Below are 20481 nucleotides of genomic sequence, written 5' to 3'. Positions count from 1 at the left end.
GGCAAGGCGGATTTCCTATCGGTGGTGGCGGGAAAGCGGTGGGGTGTTGGGCGAAGGCGAGGCGGGCCCGGAGCTTCCAACACCTCCACGGTGCGTGGCTGACTGCCGACATGCTCCAGGGCGGGCCTCACCGCCCCGCAGCTACCTGACTGGCCTCTCCGCACGTCTGATAGCTGGGTGTACCAACAACGGCCATGGTCAATCTCTCTGCAAAGCATGCTGTGTTCAGCGGGCCGTGTGTGCTGCGCTGCGGCGGTGGTGGCCCCCGATGCGGGCGGTGGCGCCGGATACGGCGAGCCTGACCTTCAGGCTCTATCGCAATCGGTCGGAGATCGCGGGCTGGTGACGGCCGTCAGCGGCAGCCAGGAGAGTGCGAAGGGCGCGGAGACGGCGACGAGTTGCTGGGTGAGGGTGCCGGGCCAGCTTCGGCGTCCGTAGCAGTGGCCGCCGAGCAGGCTGCCAGTGGACAGCGCGGCCGGGATCAGCCCTGCCAGCAGGTTCATCCCGAACCGTTCCGCGAGCGCGAGTGCCCGGAGGTGGAGCGCGCCCAGCGCGCAGCCGACGCCGCTCACGGCGGTGAACAGTCAGCGAAGTCCCGGGTGGGCCAGAGGCCATAAGAGCTCGGTGCGCCGGGCTGTTGGGGGGTGGGGCGCCAGGAGCGGGAGGGCGCGGAGGTGAACACGAGGGGGGCGCCGAGCAGACCGAGCGCGGCGGTGACCCCCATCGCACCGCTCGGGCCTGCGGCCGTGGCGAGTACGACGATCAGCGGGGGACCTTCTCTGCACCACCACCCGCTCGGCGGGCCCTGTCGTGCTGGAGGCAGTTTCGGACTCAATGCCGAAAGCGGGCTACGTTCCCCTCGATACGTATTAGGAAGTCGGTGATGGGGGCTCCGTCCGTGGTGGGGATGAGGGTGAGCCCCTCCGCATGGATTGCCTCATCCGCGGCAAGAGCGGCTTCCCGATCGCCTTGACGCCAGGCGTCGCGCGACGCAGCGAAGAGTGGCCGCAGCTCATCCCAAGCGGGAGCAGGCTCAAAGCGACAGTCGGTCCAGAACATGTCGCTTCCTTCCATGACCAACGTCCCTATCAACCGGTCCCGCTGTCTGAGCTGCCACCCCTGATCCGTCATTGCGTCCCCTCACTTCGTGTGACGGGCACCATAGCGCTACGACCTGCACGGCCTGTCTGACCCAGGCCCGCCACGGCTCGGCTGACGGGAGGATCGCGGTAACACTGAATGAGCAGGCCGCCGCTTGAGCGATCCGCCCCGGTCGGTGACGAGGAGGAGGGTGGCGACGGGAGCCATGCCGCTGGGGAGACGCCCGAGCAGCGTGCCGAGCAGCAGACGGGCGACGTGGCGGCGGGCGGGCAGCGGCCCAGAGCCGGTGGTGGAGGTCAGAGCATGCCTTCTGAAGCGGGGACGCCCCCCGTGTGGGGAGCTATAGGCGACGGGCGGAGGGGCTCGTGTGCGGTGTGGCTGGTCCGGAGGGCGGCGTGGCCGTGGGCGGGGCAGGGAGATGGAATATCGGGTGCGGGGTGCGGTGGGGCGGCAGGACACCGCACCCGAGGCCAGTGGCCGCGGATTCGATCTCCGTCGTCAGGATGTCAAGTTGGCGGGCCAGGACGGTGAGGCGGGCGGCGGTTTGCTGGCCCTGCCCGGTCTCCAGCGCGTCGGCGAACGTGGCGGCCCGGGCCAGGAGTTCGCTTAGGCGCGGCAGCAGGCCGCGGGAGTGGCCGGAGTCCTCCACCGCATCCAGCAGCGCCATGTACACCTCCCTTGTGTGCTGGGCGTCCTCGACCCTGCGGAGCAGCTCCGCGACCGGGACCGGTGTCGTCGAGGGACGGTGCTGAAAGGGGGCGAAGTTGGGGCGCAGGACGCCTGCGGGCACCGGCGGCGGCGCTGCCCGCTCGGCCTCGGCGATGCCGGTGTGGTGGCCGAGCACCCGCATCTGCTCACTGCCGACCCCACCGACCAGGACCAACACCTTCTGCTCATCGTCCTCGATGAGATACGCCAGGCTGATCAGCTCGTTGCGCGCCGAATACCAGACATCGGTCACCTCCAGGCCGCCGCGCTGCCACGCCGCGAGGGCACGTTCCGTCCACCGCTGCTGCTCCTCGCCGCTCAGCGGTGGCGCGGTGGGGCGGTGCTGCTTGGCGAGGTTGCTGATGATGAAGGAACGCTCGGCCCAGGCCAGGACGTAGGGCCACAACCGGACGTCGCGGGTGCCTGTGGCATCGGATTCTGCCCGGCGGGCGGGGACGGGGGCGGTCAGGATGCTGCGGATCTTACCGATGGCGTGGCCCAAGTCATCGATGAGACCCCGCCAGGCGGTGTGATGGCGTGCTGGTGGCATGGCCGCCACCGCGCTGTGCGCGGCGCGGATGAGCCGGTCGGCATGCGGCAGGACATGGCGCCGAAATACCTCGACGCTCTCCCGGCGTCTGCTCTGCGCGATGACTGACGCGGCGTGGGTGGCATTCGCGGAGTCGGCCGTGCGGGACCACGTGCGCTCGGAGCGCGCGTGGATGCGGGCGAAATGTGTGTGGAAGGTGTCCAAGTCGGCGAGGGCGGTGTCGAGGTCGTCGGCAGTGTGGTCAGGCATGAGCTACTCCGGAACAAGACGGGGGCGTTTGAGGCGGGGGGTGTCAGCGGCGTCGGCTGCTGATGGGCGACGACGGCACCGGCAATGCCGACGCCCGACGGCCGGGCGAGATGGCCGAGGCGGATACCGCGCTGCTGGGGCGGCAGGGAGTAGCGCCGCGGGCCATCTCGATCAGGGCTTCGCCGTCGCTGCGCCACACCGCTTCCGCGTCGGCGAGCGCCTCGGTATCCGCGTCGTCCAGAGCGTCGAGACTCAGCCCGTCTTCCATGCGGTCGAGGAAGAGAGCCTGGTCGGAGGAGAGAGGTGTGCCGGCGCGGATGGTGGCGATAAACGCGGTGGCGTGGCTGCGGAACCGGTAGAGGGCTATTCGCAAGTCCGTGGTGTCGTAGGTGCCGGGCTCGCCCTGCTGGGCCCAGCGCAAGTCCTCCTCGGCTTCGTGCAGGCGCGACAGGTGCACGGCCCGCTCGTAGTCGGGCAGCAGGCGCATCTGGATGAACCTGGCGGTGAGCCGGGCGTCGGAGGCGTCGATGCTACGCGGAGCCGGGCGGTGGCATGGACGTGATCTGGGCTCGGTGTCAGGGCCCCGACCACGTACGCGCCGTCCGAAGGGCGTTCGGCCAGCAGCAGTTCGGTGCCGCCGCCGTCACGGAGAATTGCCGCGAAGCCCAGCGGCGCCTTGTCCAGGAGGGTGTGCAGCGTGCCGGTCTCCCACAGGCAGTCCCGCAGGTGATCCTGGTCCTCTGGCCCGCGCAGGCCCGAGACGTCTGCTCTCCAAAAGCCCGGCAGTGCCCGCACGAGCGTCTCGGCGATGTCGCCGAGGTAGGGGCGCGGGTGGGTGGTGATGGTCACGTGGCAGTCGCGGGCGGCTTGGTGCAGACGCGTGAGCACCTGCCGTGCTGCTGGCGGGTCGTCCAGAGACAGGGTGTGGATCCGGTCGTGATTCTCGGTGAAGTCGGCCAGGTCCAGAGCAGTTTCGGCCCACCGGCGGCCGGTCCCGCTGGGCAGGGCGACGATCTTGTCATCACCGCTGAGATACAGCGTGATCGTTGCAGAGGGATTCATGGTGCCTCAAGTCGTGCCAGGTCAGCGACGGTGCGGTTGCAGGGGATGCGGGTGGGCTCGCGGCGTATGTTCACCGCCCCAGTCCCTGGCCTGCACCGTGGGTACGTCCGGCGATGGGAACCGCGGGCGGATGCGCAGGGGGGGCGCGGCGGGGCGGCGGGCAGGGCGGGGTGCGCTGTGGTGAGGTGGAGGCGGCGACCTGGGCGATGCGCCGGCGGCGTTTGAGCGGCCCGCCGCGTACAGGGGTGACCGCGGGGTCGAGGGAGTAGTCGGCCTGGACGCGCAGGCCGTGTGCGCGCAGGTCCTGGACGGCCTGGCGGGCGCGGCGCCGACCTTCTCGTCCGGGATGGGTGAGGCGGTACAGCCCCGGCAGGTCGGGAACGGGCTCGAACCCTGCGCGGCTGAGGAACCATTCGGCCCGGTGCGGGGTGATGGCGGCCGTTGGGGCGGCGACGAAGCCGTGCTCGGGATGGACGGCGAGGTGGAAGTGGTCGGACAGAGCGGTGGATCCTTTCTGCGGGAGTCAGCGGTGTGCCGCCGGAGCCCGGGATACGGCGGGGGTGGCCGGGCGGGCGGTGAGCAGGCGCGGGCTGGGAGCCGATAGCGCGACCGGTCCGCCGGGGACGGCGGCACGGGCCTGACGCTCGAACACCGCGCTGTGGGCGAGCCAGGTCTCGATGGCGGGCAGGACGGCGAGCCCGAAGCGGCTGCGGGCCCGCCTCCATCCGTCGGCGCAGAACAGGACGCCGCTGAGCCCTCTGTCCTCGGCCCAGGCTTCCTGGCTGTCGGCCACAGCGGTGCGCAAACGGTCCAGGACAGCGGCGTCCTGAGGCCAGGCGGTCAGGGCAGGGCGGCAGCGGCTGAGCAGGGCGGGTGCGTGTTCCAGGACGTGCCGGAAGGAGAGCCAGGCATAGTCGGCGAACGTGGCCTCCACCTCGGGAATCATCCGGGTACCGGCGAGCGGCACGCCGTCGCTGTAGCGGCCTGACTCCCTGATGGCCTGCAGCGTCTCGTGCTCGGCCCGGATGCGTTCCAGTGCCGACAGGACGGTGTTGAGGTCCCGGTGGTGCAGGGCGCGGCGGTAAGCGGGCAGGAAGGTGCGGGCCGCCGCGTGCGCGGCCAGGTCGGCCTCGGCGGGCAGCACCAGGGTGCGCGGGGTGCTGGGGTCCGCGCGGACGTCTTCCTTCTCGTGCTCGGTGAGCGCGCCCAGGAGGTAGCCGGTGCGGTGGCCGGGCCGCTCGACCAACAGTAGCTCGGTGCCCGTGCCGTTCCTCAGCACGGCCGAGTACGGGATCTGGTGGTCCTGGAGCGCGCGGTGGATCTCCCCGGCTTCCCAGAGCCCGTACCAGAGGTCTTCCTGGATCAGCGGGTGGCCGTAGATCTGCAACTCGGCGCTCCAGGTGCCGGGCAGGCGGTCGGCGAGGTCGTGGCCGAAGTCCGCGAGGAAGGGTCGGGTGCTGGCGGTGATCGTGATGTCGTGCTCGCGGGCGCGGTGCACCAGCGCACGCGCCATCCGCAGGGCGGATGGCCTGTCGGCGAGCGGCGCGGCGAAAGCGCCGCTGGGAAGGCGCTGAAAGCCCGCCTCGGCCAGGTCCTGGGCGGCGCGGTGGTGCTCCTCGCCGTGCGCGATGGCGACGAGCCCGTGGGTACGGCTGGTGCTGAGAACGATCTGGGTCAGGGGTGCGGGTGGCATGGGGTCCTGGTAGTCAGCGAACAGCCCGCGACGCGGGAGTCGCTGGGACGCAGTGAGGGGGCACAGGCGGCCCCGGGGCTGTGGCTAGTGCGGGCTGTCCGGCTCTGCCTCCGGACTCGGTGTGCAACTGCGCGGCGGTGGCGAGCAATTGGACGTGGGCCATGCCGCACTTTTGTGCCGCGATGACCCGCAGCATCGTGGGGGCGTCCCGCACGGGAGAGGATTCCGCTGCAGGAACAGCTTGCCGGTAGAAGCCGGTGGACATGCAGTCGAGGGCTTCGGTGAGGTGACGCGTGGCGCCGGTGACGGCCGTCATCGCCTCGGTGAGCCGCATCAGGGCGCGTCGCTCGGGAAGAGTGACCGGCTCCGGGTCGGCGAAGCGTTCCTGCACGCGTTCACCGGCGTAGGTGAGGTGGTGGGCGAGTAGGGCGATGTCGTCGGTGAGCGCCACCGGATCCACCTCCGCACCGGTGGCCGGCAACTGCCAGGCGACTTCGTTCAGGCGACGGGCGAGGTAGTCCAGGGTCGCCTGGGTGACACCGGAAGCCATCAGGTCGCTACCGCCATGCTGTCGGCGCGTGACTGCTGCAGCGCTGAGCGCAGTGCCCGTCCATGCCGGAAGGCGAACTCGCGCGCAGGGCCGCGCAGGTCGCGGTACGTGGCGCCGCCGGCCGTCATCTGGGCGGGGTGCTGGCGGTAGAAGTAGACGACGTGCGGCAGCAGTTCGCCCGCGGCGAGGTTGGTCACGCCGTTAACCATCACGAAGTCTTCCCCGGCGGGCAGGCCGCCGTGTCCGCCGGCGGCCAGGACGAGGTCGGTGCGGGCCAGCAGCATGGTCTGGCCCAGCGGGATCTGCGCCTCGGGGCTGGCCCAGTACCTGGTCACGGCGCCAGGCTGGTGCACACCGGGCGGCGTCGGACAGCGCCAGAGGGTGGTGGAGCCGTCCGGGTGCAGGTCGGCGCTCCAGCCCGCAACCCATCCCAGGCCGGTCTCGGTGATCCGCTGGTGGCGGACGGCGAGGCTGTTGTCCGGCACGAGATCATCGTCGTCCATGTAGCAGACGAAAGGGGTGCGGACCGTGCGCAGACCCAAGTTGCGGGCTGCGGCAGCACCCACCGGGCGGGGCAGGTCGACCACCCGGATGCGAGCGTCGGTGGCCAGCGGTTTGGGGAGGAGTGCGCGGTCGGCTCCGTCGAGGACGAGGACAGCCTGCCAGGGCACGGTCTGCCGCTTCAGGCTGGCGTGCAGGGCGGTGAGGTAGCCCAGGCGTTCGGGCCGCAGCCGGGTGGCGATGACGACCGTGATGTCGGGACGGGAGTGCAAGGACAGGACGTTCTCCAGAGACGGAAGGTACGAGGCCCGCTGCGGGCACGGTGACGGACGGGCGCAAGCAGACGACGAGGGCGCCCTCGGCGTGGCACGAGGCGGGCATGCGGTGGGAGACGACCGCGGGCTGGCCTGGTCGACGTGCACGCTGCGGAAGCCAGACCCGGCAGAGCGGGCGACGACAGAGCGCGTGAACAAGCAGCCGCAGAGGAGAGCTGGTTACCGGCCGGGGGCTGGTCCGGCGGGAGGGGTGTTCGGCGGGGCCGGGGGTAGGGCAGACGCCGTGCTGGTCTGGCCATCGGCCTGTGGGTTTGATGCTGGTGCGGGGTCGTAGGTGGCGCGCAGGATGGCCAGGTCGGCGTGGTGTGCGAGGGCCAGCACGTCGAGGCTGCGGCTGGCTGCCGCCATCAGCATCTTGGGCGGGGAGGACGGCTCCGTGTCGCGGTGCTGGCCGCGCCATTGGGCGGCGGCCAGGAGGTAGCCGCTGACCGCCTGGAGAACGGGTGCGGCGGCGTCCAGGAGGTGCTGGGTGACGGCGCTGGCCTGCGCGGGTGTCTCGGCGGCGGCGAGTGCGTCGTGATACGCGGCCAAATCCGGTGCAGGCACGGGAGGATCCGGCAGTGGGTGTTCGGCCAGGAAGGGCTCGGCGTCTCGCTGCGCCCAGCGCAGCAGATCGTCCCTGGTGGCGATGCCGTAGCGGGCGGCGGTGATCTGCTCGGCGTCGCGGCCGACGTTGTCGTACAGCTCGAAGTCAGGATCGGGCAAGAACTGCTCCAAGGGCGGGGACAGGGGACGGATGAGCTACGCGCGAGGCGGGGGTGCGGGGTTCGCGGGTGGGCCGGAGGCGTGGGTGCGGGCGCAGGTGTAGGCCAGGAGCGTGGCAGGCCCGGTCTTGGCGGGGACGGTGGCGGCGTTGTTGCAGACGAAGGTGTACCGGATGCGCGTGCGCGGGATGTCGTGCAGCCAGGCCCGGTCCTCCTTGCCGGGATCGAGCCGCAGGCCGGGGCGGGCGACCGTGTCGGTCTGATGGTGGGTGTGGGAGAAGAAGACGAGCGCGCCGCCGTCGATGGTCTTCAGCGCGTAGGTGTCGCGGTAGCGGTTGGGGGCGCCGGTGAAGATGCTGGAGCCCTGGCTGCCGTACTGGCTGACGGTCTCATTGTGCACCTTGACCTGCTGGCTGCTGGCCCTGCTCGCGGCGAAGATCTTCTTCTTCCCGGAGCCCCGGCCGCCGGTGGCGAAGTTGTCCAGGACACCGCGGCGCAGCCGGTCGGCGCCGACGGCGAGGCTCTTGCTGCGGTTGGCGGCAACGGTGGTGGCGTAACCGCCGGCGTCCAGGACCACCTTGGGCAGATTCCTGCCGTACAGGTCGGCGACCGAGACCAGCGCCCACCGCTGCTGGTGCGGTTGCTGGGCGAAGACGGCGAGCTGATCGGGGATCTGGTTCTTGCTGCTGGCAAGGGCGGCGGCGAACCAGCGCGGCTGGCCGGATGAGATCCGCGGAATGTACAGCTCGGCGCGCTGCGCGTCGTATGACCACGGCTGGTACGGCTTGCGCTCGGACCGGGTGAGTCCGTCGGTCTGCTGGTACTCGGCGGCCGACATGGCGTACAGCGGGCCGTCCTCGATGGTGGCGAGCAGGGCGCGGTCACGGCCGGTATTGGCCTTGTTGTTGACCCGCGCGTACCGCTCGATTGCGGCGCGGGCCTCCTGCCGGGTCAGCGCGGGCGACAGCTCCGGCTGCTCGTCGGCACTGGCGTGCGCAGCGGGCTTCTTGGCCTCGGAGCTGCCGCTGGTGCAGGCGGTCGAGGTCAGGGCCACGCAGACTGCGGTGACGGCCAGGGCAATACGGGTTTGGGGCGGCGGATGCGGTGCTCCTCAAGGAAGAAGGTGGTGGGTGATCCGCCTCCAGAGTCCGGGCGATTCCCGGTTTGGCTAACCGGGGATCGCCCGCTATGTTGTCGCCTTCTTTGAGTGCGACCGCCCCCGGCAAGGGGCCGTTGTGGTGCGCCTGCACAGGTCAGCGGAGCGTTCGAGTGGCCGTCGGTGCCCCGGTGGTGGGCACAGGCGGTGTAGGAGACAGAGGGGCGCGTCCGGTGGATGGAGCAGTGGGCGCACGTTGTGTGCCGAGTACCGTGGTGATGAGCTGGTCGGCGTCCCGGTGGAGGCTGCCGGCCGCGTCTGACAGGTACAGGTACGCATCGCGGAGCTGGTCGGTGAGGACCGTGCGTGCGGCGCGCAGGGCTTGTGCCTGCTCCGGTGTCCTGGGGCCGGCGCTGATCTCATGGAGACGGCCGATCTGGGCGACGGCTTGGCCCAGATGCGCCAGAGCCCGGCCGAGGGGGTCGGCTGCGCGCGTCAGCAGGGCGATCTTGCGGTGGGCCAGGAGGTTTGCTGTGCCGGGATGCCGCTCGGCCGCCCGGCCGTGGAAGGCTGCTTCGCCCGCGAGAGCGGCGAAGATGCCCGTCACGGCCCGGATCTGGTCTTCGATTTCCTCGCTGGTGCTGGCGAGCGGGTGGCCGGTCGGCGGGGTCGACAGGTCATCGGCGGCATGGTGGATGCGTTCGGCCAGTACGTGCAGGTGGGTTGCCTGATCCTGGTCGGCGGGGGCACGGGACGGTTCTGGCTCCTGTGTCACCGGGAGCGGCCGTGTGTGGGCGGCACCGCCTTCGGCAGCCCGGTGCTCGGGCCTGCGGCGGTCGCCTTGGTGATCTGGTGTGCGGGGGGACGGGGTGCCAGGGCGCGCATGCGGTCGGCGGCGACGTGCAGGTCTTCACCGAGTTCGCGCAAGGCGGTGGCGGCGTCCTGCAGATCGTTGCGAAGGTCGAATCCGTCGTCGTGGTCGGACTCTTGGGCCTTTTCGGCTGCCGCTTCGAAGAACTCGGCGAGCCGCTCCAGCAGGCGGTCGGTCGGTTCCAGGACCTGGTCGGTGAGTTCGGCGGCCTGCTCGTAGGAGTCGGTGGCGTTGAGCTGGTCGGTCAGGGCGAGGATCTGGCGGCCGTAGACGTAGCGGCCCTCGGGATCGGTGGGGGTGGTCGGGCCGGGCTGTGCCACAGGCTGGGCTTGGCCTGAGGGTGCGGGGGAGGGGATCAGGCGGAGTTGGGTGAGGTGCTGGTCCACGGCCTCGATCATGTGGCGGGCGCTGCCGCCGTGGCGTGCTTCGGGCCGCTCGGGGATACCGCGGTCGGTCGGGGGAGTCGAGTCGTAGATCATTTCGCCGGGGTTCGGGTCGTGGGGGCGATGCCGGGTGACGGACCATCCCTGCGGGTCTCCTGGCGGGCGGCGGCAGGGAGGATCCTGGGGTGGGGCGATGATCAGGTGGCTGTCGTCGGGGAGATCGACGTGCACCACGTAGGTGCTCAGGCCGAAGGCGATGTCGCAGGTCAGGCCGCGCTGGCGCAGCGGGGTGGTGATGTGGGCGTGGCGGCGCCACAACTCCTGCCACTTCGCGGTGTGCACGTTGCGGTGGTCGGGGAGCGGTGCGAGCTGTGAGGGGTTGGGCATGGGCTCCTAGGGCATCGTGGTGGTGCGGGCGAGGTTGTGGTGGGCGCTGCGTGCCGGGCAGGTGCAGGGTGCCGTCCTGGCCAGAGAGGCCGGGCGGCGGTGTCCGGCGCGGGTCCGGGGGCGGCTATCGAGCCAGGCGGTTACCGGCGTGGCGTGCGTGGGGCAGAGGCGCTGCTGCTCGTGGGTGGGGGCAGGGCTTTGCCCGGGCGGTGCGCTGGGTGCGTGGGGGTACTGGCCGGCGCTGTCACCTGACAGTAGGTATGCAGGGCGTGCTGCAGGTGCTCGATGGCGTCGGCGCGGCGTGCGGCCAGGATGTCGATCTGCGTGGCGGTGTTCTGCAGGACGCCGAGCGAGTTGACGGGCGACGTCCCGGACGCGACGCGCGACAGGGTGGAGGCCGCGTTCTGAGCAGCGTCAATGAGCTGCTGGTGCACGTGGTCCAGGTGGCGGGTGGCGGTGACCACGAGCCAGGCGACGGTGTCCGGGACGGTGTCGGCGGGGTGCAGGCGGGCCAGGTGTTGCGGCGCGATGCCGAGTGCCTCGTGCACCATGTGAGAGCCGACGGTTGATGCCGTAACAGCGGTGGGTGAGGTTTCCATCAGGCGTGCGGTCCCGGAGCGTGGAGAGAGGCGGCGGGCAGATCCGGCCTGGACTGGAGACCCGTGTTCATCCGGGTCAGGGCTGCCGCCCCTTGGCTTGGGCGGTGTGCTCCTCGCTCCAGCCGAAGGCGACGCGTTCGAGGTCGAGGAGGTAGAGGACGTCTTGGTGGGTGCGGAAGGCGTCGAGGCGTTCGTCGGTGTAGTCCTGGACCTCGTTGTCGGCGTTGTCGACGTGGGCGCGGTTGCGGCGGGACAGACGCTTCCACTCCAGCAGGTCGGAGTCGGTGGCGCGGGCCATCCACACCCAGATCCCGTTGCCCAGCTTCACGATGTCGGTGGGATGGAACAGTGTGCCGGCCGGGCGGCGGGCGGGGGTTGCGGTGCTCACCGAAGGCTGTGACGAGACTCTGTGCGAGCCGCTCCATCGCGGCGGCCTGCAGATGCGGGTCAAGGTCGTGACGGGTGAGCCGGTCGCGGACGGTCTCGATGAGGTCGCTTCTTCGGAACCGGCCGTCGGTATCGGTCAGGTGGAGAGCACTTTTCTCGACGACGTGCCGTAGCCGGAGGTCGGCAGCCGTCACGGCAGATCACGCTCCTGCCAGACCCTGTCCATCTCCGCCAGGGCCTGTGTGGCGTGGGCGATAATCTCGCGGGTGATGGGCGTACCGCTGGCGTAGGCGGGGTCGTAGCGCCCGAACGTGCGGGTGCCCCGAGCCTGGGCGAGCGGTGGGACCAGCTCGTCCAGGAAACGCGTGGCCACCCGGCGCTGCCGCTTGTCCTCCTCGACGCGCTCGGTGCGCTCGGCCCTGGCACCGGCCAGAGTCAGGGCGCCCTCGACGACCCGGTCGGCCAGCTCAGGGGCTTCTTCCCGCAGGTGGGCGAGCTGGGCTTCGGCCGAATTGGCCTTGGCCTTGTTCTCCTGAGCAACTGTGTACGCCTCGTTGAGTCCGGTGGCGCCGCTGATGACCGGGTCCACCAGGTCGGGCGCGTGCTGGAGCACCATGTTCGCCTTGCCCATGGTGCCCAGCGAGATGCCCAGCCGCGCACTCAGTGAACGCGAGGAATGTTCATCCGGTGAACGCTCACTGGGGTCACTCAGTGAACAGGCTTTGGCAGTGATCATGGCCATCTGGCCCTTGGCCAGATTGCGGCGGTGGATGTTCGTGGACAGGGCGTAACTGTCGGGGTCTCCCTTGTGTGTGATGAACGAGGGATCGACACCGGCGATCTCGCACGCCTTGAGGCGGTTGCGTCCGTCGATGACGCGCCCGCCGTGATCGAGAACGACGGGGTGCAGCAGGCCGTGTTCCCTGATGTTCTCAGCCAGGGCCTTGAGGTCCTCCTCCTCAAGTTCAGGGAGGAGCAGGATGGTCGGATGGAAGTGAATAGGGGTTCTCCTGTGGGGCGGCGGGAGGGAGTGGTGCGGTCGTGCTGTCCGGCGGGCCGGACAGAGACCGAACCCTCAGTGCATCCGGGCGTCTGTGTCGAAGAGCGACAGCTCCTGGGGGTGGAGCTGGTGTTGGACGATGAAGGATCGTCCGGCGACTTTCCACAGGCCGCGTCCGCGGTTGAGGTGGGCGATGGCCTCGGATTCCACGGAGGTCAGGCCCAGGAGGGTGGCGGCGGCGTGGAGTTGGTCGGTTTCCTGGCGGTAGATGATGCGGGTGGAGCAGTCGGCGAGCAGGCCCTCGGCGAGTGCGCGTCCGCGGGATCCGGCGTCGCCTGCGGTGAGCAGGTCGGAGAGGCGGTGGATGACCATGAGGTTGGCGATGCCCAGGCCGCGGGAGAGTTTCCACTGGGACTGCATGCGCTGGAGGAGTGCGGGGTGGCGCATGAGACGCCAGGCTTCGTCGTAGACGATCCAGCGCCTGCCGCCGTGCGGGTCGGAGAGTGCGGATTCCATCCAGGCGGAGGCGCAGGTCATGGCGAGGACCAGGGCGGTGTCGTCGCCGGAGCCGCCGAGGCGGGACAGGTCGATGGTGAGCATCGGCGAGCGGGGGTCGAAGGCGACGGTGGAGGGGGCGTCGAACATGCCCGCCAGGTCACCGTGCACGAGGCGGCGCATGGCGTGGGCCAGGTCACGGGAGGCGTCCCCGAGGCGGCCGGACATCAGCCCGCCGGCGGCGTCGAGGTCGTCGGGGCTGTTGAGCATGGCGGCGATGTCGCCCAGCAGCGGAGTGCATCCGGCAGTGGTGGCGTGGGTGACGACGGCGTCCAGGGCGACGTCGAGGCCGGTGTGCTCCATCGGCCGCAGGTCCCGCCCCAGCACGGTGCGGGCCAGGGAGCCAAGAAGCAGCAGGCGCCGTTTGCGGATCTCACCCGCCCAGTCCGCCTCGGCGACCGAGGGCGGGCGCGGGGCCGCGTCCAGGGGGTTGAGCTTGCCCGGCAGGCCGGGACCGAGGGCGATGGAGGTACCGCCGAGGACGGCGGCCACCGGCGTCCACTCACCCTTGGGATCACACGGCACGTAGACGCGGTAGCCGAAGGCCACCGACCGCAGCGCGAAGGACTTCGCCAGAGCGCTCTTGCCCTGCCCGATCACCCCCGCGAGCAGCACATTGGGGTTGGTGAAGCCCTCGATCTTCCCGTAGAGGGCGAAGGGATCGAAGCAGAAGCTCGCTTCGGCGTGCACGTCGCGGCCGATGTAGATGCCCTCGGCGCCGAGGCCGCCTTCGGCGAGGAAGGGGTAGGCGCCGGCGACGGTGGCGGTGGTCATCCGGTGCGCGGGCAGCTTCAGCTTGCCGCCGCGGGCGGAGGCGGGGCCGGGACGGCCCCGGGGCGGGAAGAGCGCCGACGGCATCTCCTGCTCCGCCTCGTCACCACCGGAGGGGTGCGGGGCGGTTTCGGCTCGGGCTTTGGCGGCGGCTTCGGCGAGCTGGCGGCGAGCAGCCTTGCGGGCGGCGCGGTCGGTGCCGTGCGGGGTGAACAGCGGGGAGGCGCTGGCGCATCGGGCGCGCCGGGCGGGCCGATGGGTCATCGGTGATGCTCGATTCGGATCCGGCTCATGAGGCACAGGTGGTGGTGTGGCCGTGGAGCGGAGCGTTGAGGTTGCTGGGCGTGGTCGTGCGGCGGATCGCGTGAGTGGCGGCGAGGTGGCGCTGGCAGATGGTCAGCACCGGCGGCCCCTCGGGCAGCCGCTCGGGATGACACTCCCCGAAGACCGGTGTGCCGCCGGGGGCGGGCAGCAGGTGGAAGGCGTCGTGGACGGCGGCGGTGGCCTGCCAGGTCCGCAGGTGCGCCGTGGCGAGGTGTCGTCCTGCGGCCGGATGGGCGGGGCGGGTGTGCTCGGCGAGCTGGTGCAGCAGGTGGTGCAGGGCGCTCAGGTGGGCATGCAGGGCATCGAGGTGGACGCGGTCTGCCTGCGGTGCGGGAGCGGTGCGGGTGTGGTGGCGTAGCCCGGCGGAGGCGGCGCGCATGTACGGGTACGCCTCGCTGGCGGTGGGAGAGGTCAAAGAGAGGATCCTTCCTGCCCAGGCGGCAGAGGGTGAAGACGGGCAGCAGGACCGGCAGCCGGGGCCACGGGAGTGGGGTCAGCGCGGGCCGCGTGGCCGGCGTGCTGCAGGCCGCGGAGCGCGAACTGCTGGGGCAGGGGCGCCCCCGGGCGCGCTCTGGTGGGGGCGCAGGTCGTTGTACGAGCCGGGCGCCGGTATACCGGGGTGGCTTGCGTGCGCCACGAGTTCCCCTTCGATGGCGTTGCGGTCGCCGGGGGTGCGGACGTCGTTCAGCCAGGCGTGGAAGGCGGGCAGGCGGGATAGCTGCTGGTAGGCGTTGTCCAGGGTGGTGCCGTTGACGACGAACAGCCAGGGCCGCTCGCCCGCCGCATGGCCGGGGCTTTGGAGGGCGAGGGTGAAGGCGCGCTGGGGCGGGTCGGCGACCAGGCGCTCCAGCTGCTGGACGAGGGCATCGAGCGTGTCACTGGCCTCGATCGCCGTGTCCCGCCTGGTGTCCTCGTATTCGGCGTACTGGTCGGTGATCACCTCGCCGTCCTGGTCGCGGTGGGCGTCCAGTTCGTCCTGGTGGCGCTGCCGCATCTCGCGCAGCGGGGCGAGGAGGGAGCGGATCTCGTTGAAGAGGTGCGGCGTGTGCTGGCCGTGGGTGGGGTGGGGGTGGGTCACAGGGCAGTCCGGGCGAGAGGGAGGGCGGCGAGGGTGAAGGCGTCAGGCTGCTGGTAGTAGAGGCGGCGCAGGTCGACCTGGGCGGTGACGGCGGCGGTCTCGATCTGCGCGCACGCCGCGTCCAGGAGGGCGTCGGTCTCGGCGGAGACGGTCAGTAGGCCGGTCAGGGCGACGTCCGCGTGCCCGGCGATGAGCTGCCGTTCGCGGGTCTTGACGTCGGCGTACTCGACGCTGTCGGCCTCGGAGTCGACCTGGCCGCGCCGCGAGCGCTCGGCGGCATCGGAGATGATCGCGGCCTTCTTGCGCTGCACGTCCCGCATCGCCGACTCCAGCCCCTGGGGCACGTAGATGAGGGAGAGGCTGCGCCGCACCCCGGCGGTGAACATCAGGCCGTGGAGGAACCCGGCGCCGGTCTCGGTGCGGGGCCAGTCCTCAACCCAGTAGGTGGCATGCCGGGCGGTATCGGTGGCGAGCCGGTCGTACTCCTCGACCTGCACGACCGGCCCGGCGGCGGCCGGTTCTGCCTCGGCCCGGCCGCTGTCGGACCACTGCTGCAGGCCGGAGAGGGCCTTGGGGTCGTAGGCGGTGCGGATGACGGCGGCGATCTCACGGGTGCTCAGCCAGCCGGTCACCATCAGCCCGGCGCTGCGGGCGGCCAGGGCGATCGCGGAGGTGGTCTGCTGCAGCACCGTGAACGCGCCGGCGAAGCCGCCGCCGGCCTGGGAGATGAGGCGTTTGGCGGCCTTGAGGTCCAGGGAGATGGCCAGGTACGTCTCGTGCGGGGCGGCGGCCGGGCCCGCGGCGGAGACCAGTTCGGAGTACACCTGCCCCGCCACCGGAGTTTCGGGGTGGCCTTGCTGGGTCCAGTGGCGGGTCAGGGTGTCGCCTGAGTCGGGGACGGTGCGTTCCAGGACCTGGACGCAGGCGATGTGTCCGGTGCGGGCGATGCCGGCCAGGGCCCGTCCCCAGCCGGACACGTTGTGGTTCTGGGTGGCGGGGTCGAGCAGGGCGAAGGCGCGGGAGGAGACGCGGGCGACGGCGGTCAGCGTCTGTCTGTGCGGGTCGTGCACGGCGGCGGCGCCGTTGGCGGAGTCCTCGGGGGTGACCACGCGCAGAGAAGCTGCGGTGCCGGGCAGGTGCAGGGTGCCGTCCTGGCGCGGGCGGGTGACGGGGCGGGCCAGCCACAGGGTCTGCCCGCTGTGCCGTCGCCGGGCGTAGCGCGAGACGATCGGCGCCCAGTCGATCAGGGACCGGCCGCCCCGGCGGATCATGACCAGGGTGGCGACCGTGGCCCACAGCGGGGCGAGCACGAGGGCGCCCAGGAGGCCGGTGCTGACGACGGTGACCAGCAGCAGCGCCAGCGCCGACGATACGAGGACGAGCTGGGCCAGGGTGAGGCCGAGCAGGATGCCGCGCTTGGACCTGTGGGGGAATTTGACCGTCAGGGGAGTGATCGAGAGTTCAGACAAGGGCCGTTCCGGTGATGCGAGGGCGGGACCGGAGCGGCACCCAACGCGAGATGCGTGCGTGCCGCTCCGGCACGAAGGAGGGGCGAGGTCAGATGCCGGTGGGCGCAGGCGGCGGAGGCGGTGCTCCCGCATCGCCGGTGCCAGACACGGAGGCGGAGTCCGGCGCGGAGGGCGGTGTGCCCTGCGGCGGAGGCGCGGCGGAGTCCGCGGGGCTCGACAGGAACCCGCCCCCGGACGGGGACCTCGAACCCGAGCCCGGACCGCTCTGGCCGGGTCCGCCGCCGAACTGGCCACTCGTATCGTCGGTGGCGCTGGTGGGCGCAGGCTGAACGGCCTTCTCCAGCCCGTCCTTCACGCCTTGGCCGCCGGAAGAACCACCCGGGCTGTCGGCTTCTTGACCGGTGCCGGTGCCGGTGCCGTTGCTGCTGGTGGGATGGGCGGCGATGTCGCCGGGGAAGCCGCCGCCGGGCATCGCGTCGGGGCCTTGCGGGGCTGCGCCCGCGGCGGCTGCCGCGCCGCCGCTTCCGGCGGTGGCGGCCATGGCGGTGGCCTTGCGGCCGGCGCGTTCGGTGTGCTGCTTGGCGAGCTGGGCGCCGGCGCCACCGGCGCGGTGGATGGATTCGCCGTCGGTGCCTTCGGCGGCCCAGTGCACGAACTTGAAGGTGGCATAGGGGCAGAGCAGGACCAGGACCATGATGACGATGCCGGACATGACGTCGGCGAGCGCGCCGGTGCCGTCCTTGGCGTCGGTCTTGCCCATGGCGGCGATCCCAAGAACGAAGATCACGGTCATGAGGAGCTTGGACACGACGAGGGTGGCGGTGGCTTCGATCCAGCCGCGGCGCCAGCGACGAGTGGCTTCCCAGCCGCCGCCGGCTCCGGCGAAGACGGCCAGGGTGACCATGACGAGGATGCCGACCTTGCGGACCATCATCACGCACCAGTACAGGAAGGCGCCCATCGCGGCGCCGAGGGCAGCGAAGACCGCGACGAGCCAGCCCAGCCCGGCCAGGGCCGGAATCTGGGAGACCTTCACGATGCGCCGTACGGCCGATTCGATCGACAGGTTGGATGCCTGGAACAGTCCATCGGAGAGGGCGTCGACGACTTCGATGGCGACGGTGGTCAGCGCGATGGCGCTGAAGGCGAAGATCACGCCGGAGGCGGTGCCGGTGAACGCCTGGACGAGGGCCTGACCGTCGCGTTTGATCGCGGCGCGCACCAGTTGCGCGCAGAACGTGGCGACCAGGACGACCAGGCCGATGGGCAGCAGCGTCTCGTAGTTGTCGCGGAACCAGCCCGCGTTCAAGTCGACCTTGGTGGTGGCGTTGACAGCCTTCGCGGCGAGATCGGCCGCTGCGGCGGCGAGTTCACCGGCGGACTTGGCCATCCAGTCGCCGATGGTCTTGCCCGGGTCGCTGGCGAAGTCGACGGCGTCCTTGGCGGCCCCGGCGATGCCGCACACCTTGTCGGCCAGGGGCAGATTGCAGAAACCCACGAGGGGTGTGCCCTCCTTTCGTTTCTCAGGTGCGGGTCACTGCGTGACGCTCGGAGCGATGGCGGCCAGGCGGCAGTCGTGGCCGGGGCGGCACTGCACGGCCAGGGTCACCGCGCGCTCCTCGGCCCCTCCGCCGCCGGTCTTCCAGCGGATGCGCTGCTTGCCGTTGACGGTGACGACGTAGATGTACGCCTTGGTGATCGCGGACGGATCATCGGCCAGGGCCGCCTTGAACGCGGACGGGAAGTGACCTTCGGTGACCCTGGCGGTGGCGCGCTGACGGTGGTCGGCCATGCGCGACCACAGGACGGGGTCCGGAACCTGCGCGGTCACCGAGGTCCAGTCGGCGTACGCGGACTCCTTGGTCAGCCAGGCACGCATGCCGGACAGCTGCTGGTCGCGGCTGGTGTCGCGGGTGTCGTAGGACCACAGCATCCGTGCCGCAGCCTTGGCGAAGGCGATGGGCTCGGCGACCTGCGGCGGCCTGCGCACCTGCCCGGCCCCCTTCACGCCGGACGTCGGCGCCCGCTCGGAGGGCGAGGCGCTGTCGGCGGCAGCCGGCGCACCGGAGCCGGAGTGCCCGCCACCGCCGTTGCCGCGTCCGGTGAAGAAGGCGACGGTGGTGGCCAGGGCCAGCAGCACGGTGAGGGTGATCGCGACGAGGGCGATGCGGCGGTTGGCGGACCAGCCGACGCCATAGGAGGACAGGGAGAAAGCAGGGAAGCGTTTCATCAGTGGACCTGCGACCCCAGCGCGCTGAAGAACGCCACCACGCCGTTGGCAGCGCCCAGTCCGAGCGCGGCGCCGGCGGCGACGATGGCGCCCTTCTTGCCGTTGGCCTCGGCCTGGTGGCCGCCAGTGTGATGGCCCCAGGCCCACACACCGAGCGAGACAGCCAGAGCACCGACGACGGCGACGATGCCGAACAGGTTGATGCTGTTGACGACGTTCTTCAGGACGGCAAGGCCGGGCAGGCCGCCGCCCTTGGGGGAGACACCGGGGTCGTAGGCGAGCTGGAGGGCACGGTCTGCGAGAGGGAGGGGCATAGGGGCGGCGGGACTCCTTGCGTGCGCGGACCGGATGAGGCCCGGCGAAAAGGGGGGAAACGGGGGAGTGGCGTAAGAGGCCCCGGCCGGCCGCCGTGGTGCGGGGCCTGGCGCGACGCGGGGAGTGTTACAGGACGCGGCGGACGGCGAGGATCGTCCAGTCCTTCAGCGGGGTGATACGCACCGGCTTACCGGTCTTGGGGGCCTCGATGACCAGCCCGGCCCCCATGAACAGGCCGACATGCTCCGGACGCGCCGCGCTACCGCGGCTGAAGATCAGGTCTCCGGGCCGGAGGTTCTTCGCTGAGGCGGCTTTGCCCTCGTTGACCTGCGTATAGGTGGTGCGGGACAGCTTGACGCCGGCCTTGGCGTACGCCTGCTGCATCAGGCTGCTGCAGTCACAGCGCCCCATCGGGTCGGGGCCGTGTGCGGCCGTGCAACTGCCGCCCCACTGATACATCGTGCCGAGCTGGTGCATCGCCCAGCCGATGGCCTTGCGCGCCTTGGGGGCGGCGTTCTTCGGGATCTGGTAGCCCTTGGGCACGCTGCCCTCGGGAATGCGCCCGTAGGAGGAGCCGTCCTGGGCGGCACCGCAGCCGGAGGAGGGGGTCACAGCGTCCTTGTACGCGTCACCGTCCTTGGCGGGCTTGTCCTTGCCGCCGCCGGGAAAGGTCTTCGCGATGGCGGACTGCAGGGCGGTTGCCAGGGGCTCCCACTGCGCATACGCGTCCGGGAAACCGGATGCCTGCACGGCCTGGGCGGCCTGGGTGACGGTCATCTGCTGCCAGCCGTGGACCTTCAGCAGCGCCTTGTAGAACCGCTCGCTGGCGTAGACCGGGTCGCGGATCTGCTGGGCGGTGCCCCAGCCCATGCTGGGCCGCTGCTGGAAGAGCCCCAAGCTGTCGCGGTCCCCGGAGGCGAGGTTGCGCAGCCGTGATTCCTGCATGGCGGTGGCGAGCGCGACGATCTGCCCGCGCTTGGGCACCTTCATCGACAGACCGGTGCCGACGATGGTCTGGGCATTGGGCACCTGCTCGGCGGGCAGGGACAGACCCTCGACCTTCACATCCTTGCCCGACGCGCCGTCGAGGATCTTGGTCACCTGCCTGGTGATGGCGTCGGTGTCGGCGGTGCCGGTGCAGTCGGTGAAGGAAGCGGTGGGCTGGGCCTCGCTGGCGGAAGCCATCATCATGGCCGTTCCCGCGAGCAGCAGGGGGGAGAGGAAGACGACGCCGACACCGGCGACGAGCGCCTTCAACCGGGCACGCCTTCCGGCGGCGGGAGGTCAGGCAGGGGTGGGTAGGGAACTGTCATAGCGGTGTCCTTGAAATGCGGTCCCGGCCTGCAGGCTTGGGCACGACGAGCCGCGGCCGGTGGTGGGCAGAGCAGGGCCCCAACGCGCAGACGGTGTGTTGTACCTCGCTGTACGTGTGTGTGGGGCGGTGCGGGGGCCGGGAGCTGAGAAGCGGCTCGGTGGGGTCGTTGCTGGCCTCCAAAACAGTAGGCGCTGATTCCCGGTCGGCTGGATAACATTCCGTCAGAAAGTAATTACCCAGGCTTTTTT

General features: G+C 70.9%; 22 protein-coding genes. 1 reads left to right on the top strand and 21 read right to left on the bottom strand.

Annotation, left to right across the window (positions count from 1 at the left end; translation table 11 throughout):
• Positions 1-305: 305 nt before the first annotated feature.
• From GPA10_RS37535 to GPA10_RS37480, 12 genes are all read right to left on the bottom strand, one after another.
• Positions 306-572: a hypothetical protein gene (locus GPA10_RS37535; protein WP_157169303.1), complete on the bottom strand. Its 267-nt coding sequence runs from the start codon at positions 570-572 to the stop codon at positions 306-308.
• A gap of 869 nt (positions 573-1441) precedes the next feature.
• Positions 1442-2608 (bottom strand): hypothetical protein, encoded by a 1167-nt coding sequence (locus GPA10_RS37530; RefSeq protein ID WP_157169302.1) that lies wholly within the window; start codon positions 2606-2608, stop codon positions 1442-1444.
• A 43-nt stretch (positions 2609-2651) separates the two neighbouring features.
• Positions 2652-3095, bottom strand: a complete 444-nt coding sequence (locus tag GPA10_RS37525) for a hypothetical protein (RefSeq protein WP_157169301.1) — start codon at positions 3093-3095, stop codon at positions 2652-2654.
• Between the two features lie 1098 nt (positions 3096-4193).
• Positions 4194-5363: a hypothetical protein gene (locus tag GPA10_RS37520; RefSeq protein WP_157169300.1), complete on the bottom strand. Its 1170-nt coding sequence runs from the start codon at positions 5361-5363 to the stop codon at positions 4194-4196.
• Positions 5364-5376: 13 nt separating this feature from the next.
• Positions 5377-5913: a hypothetical protein gene (locus tag GPA10_RS37515; protein ID WP_157169299.1), complete on the bottom strand. Its 537-nt coding sequence runs from the start codon at positions 5911-5913 to the stop codon at positions 5377-5379.
• Positions 5913-6686, bottom strand: a complete 774-nt coding sequence (locus tag GPA10_RS37510) for a glycosyltransferase family 2 protein (protein ID WP_157169298.1) — start codon at positions 6684-6686, stop codon at positions 5913-5915. The genes GPA10_RS37515 and GPA10_RS37510 overlap by 1 nt, the downstream gene beginning before the upstream one ends.
• A 222-nt stretch (positions 6687-6908) precedes the next feature.
• Positions 6909-7454 carry a hypothetical protein gene (locus GPA10_RS43135; protein ID WP_246260434.1) on the bottom strand — a complete coding sequence of 182 codons (546 nt, stop codon included), beginning with the start codon at positions 7452-7454 and terminating at the stop codon, positions 6909-6911.
• Between the two features lie 36 nt (positions 7455-7490).
• Positions 7491-8507, bottom strand: a complete 1017-nt coding sequence (locus GPA10_RS37500; RefSeq protein ID WP_343041754.1) for a DUF8094 domain-containing protein — start codon at positions 8505-8507, stop codon at positions 7491-7493.
• Between the two features lie 199 nt (positions 8508-8706).
• Entirely contained in the window at positions 8707-9324 is a 618-nt protein-coding gene (locus GPA10_RS37495; protein WP_157169297.1) for a hypothetical protein, read from the bottom strand.
• Positions 9321-10190 carry a hypothetical protein gene (locus GPA10_RS37490; RefSeq protein WP_157169296.1) on the bottom strand — a complete coding sequence of 290 codons (870 nt, stop codon included), beginning with the start codon at positions 10188-10190 and terminating at the stop codon, positions 9321-9323. Before GPA10_RS37490 ends, GPA10_RS37495 begins: the two co-directional genes overlap by 4 nt.
• Positions 10191-10330: 140 nt before the next feature.
• Positions 10331-10741 (bottom strand): hypothetical protein, encoded by a 411-nt coding sequence (locus GPA10_RS37485; protein ID WP_246260432.1) that lies wholly within the window; start codon positions 10739-10741, stop codon positions 10331-10333.
• 124 nt (positions 10742-10865) lie between these two features.
• Positions 10866-11177, bottom strand: a complete 312-nt coding sequence (locus tag GPA10_RS37480; protein ID WP_157169294.1) for a hypothetical protein — start codon at positions 11175-11177, stop codon at positions 10866-10868.
• Here GPA10_RS37480 and GPA10_RS37475 point away from each other — a divergent pair.
• On the top strand, positions 11170-11349 hold the full coding sequence (locus GPA10_RS37475) for a hypothetical protein (RefSeq protein WP_157169293.1): 180 nt from the start codon (positions 11170-11172) through the stop codon (positions 11347-11349). The two genes, GPA10_RS37480 and GPA10_RS37475, sit on opposite strands and share 8 nt — an antisense overlap.
• Before the next feature lie 17 nt (positions 11350-11366).
• On the opposite strand, the gene GPA10_RS43130 is transcribed toward GPA10_RS37475, so the two are convergent.
• The 9 genes from GPA10_RS43130 to GPA10_RS37430 all read right to left on the bottom strand — a co-directional run bounded on the left by GPA10_RS43130 (position 11367) and on the right by GPA10_RS37430 (position 20175).
• Positions 11367-11807: a hypothetical protein gene (locus tag GPA10_RS43130; protein WP_246260430.1), complete on the bottom strand. Its 441-nt coding sequence runs from the start codon at positions 11805-11807 to the stop codon at positions 11367-11369.
• A gap of 444 nt (positions 11808-12251) precedes the next feature.
• Positions 12252-13766 carry an ATP-binding protein gene (locus GPA10_RS37465; protein WP_157169292.1) on the bottom strand — a complete coding sequence of 505 codons (1515 nt, stop codon included), beginning with the start codon at positions 13764-13766 and terminating at the stop codon, positions 12252-12254.
• A 25-nt stretch (positions 13767-13791) separates the two neighbouring features.
• On the bottom strand, positions 13792-14241 hold the full coding sequence (locus tag GPA10_RS37460; protein ID WP_157169291.1) for a DUF6238 family protein: 450 nt from the start codon (positions 14239-14241) through the stop codon (positions 13792-13794).
• A gap of 78 nt (positions 14242-14319) precedes the next feature.
• Positions 14320-14904, bottom strand: a complete 585-nt coding sequence (locus GPA10_RS37455; protein ID WP_157169290.1) for a hypothetical protein — start codon at positions 14902-14904, stop codon at positions 14320-14322.
• A complete protein-coding gene (locus GPA10_RS37450) occupies positions 14901-16373 on the bottom strand; it encodes an SCO6880 family protein (protein ID WP_157169289.1) in 1473 nt (490 codons plus the stop codon). Before GPA10_RS37450 ends, GPA10_RS37455 begins: the two co-directional genes overlap by 4 nt.
• 88 nt (positions 16374-16461) lie before the next feature.
• Positions 16462-17871 (bottom strand): SCO6881 family protein, encoded by a 1410-nt coding sequence (locus tag GPA10_RS37445; RefSeq protein WP_343041753.1) that lies wholly within the window; start codon positions 17869-17871, stop codon positions 16462-16464.
• A 36-nt stretch (positions 17872-17907) separates the two neighbouring features.
• The gene (locus tag GPA10_RS37440; protein WP_157169337.1) at positions 17908-18606 is read right to left on the bottom strand and encodes a hypothetical protein; all 699 of its coding nucleotides are present in this window, start codon (positions 18604-18606) and stop codon (positions 17908-17910) included.
• Positions 18603-18917: a DUF6112 family protein gene (locus GPA10_RS37435; RefSeq protein ID WP_157169288.1), complete on the bottom strand. Its 315-nt coding sequence runs from the start codon at positions 18915-18917 to the stop codon at positions 18603-18605. Before GPA10_RS37435 ends, GPA10_RS37440 begins: the two co-directional genes overlap by 4 nt.
• Positions 18918-19044: 127 nt before the next feature.
• Complete coding sequence (locus GPA10_RS37430) at positions 19045-20175, bottom strand: C40 family peptidase (RefSeq protein ID WP_157169287.1); 1131 nt, start codon at positions 20173-20175, stop codon at positions 19045-19047.
• Positions 20176-20481: the final 306 nt, after the last annotated feature.

The sequence above is a fragment of the Streptomyces typhae genome (assembly GCF_009755605.1).
Taxonomy (GTDB): domain Bacteria; phylum Actinomycetota; class Actinomycetes; order Streptomycetales; family Streptomycetaceae; genus Streptomyces; species Streptomyces typhae.
Note: the sequence above shows the minus strand (reverse complement) of the source record. Positions and strands in the feature narration are given on the sequence as shown.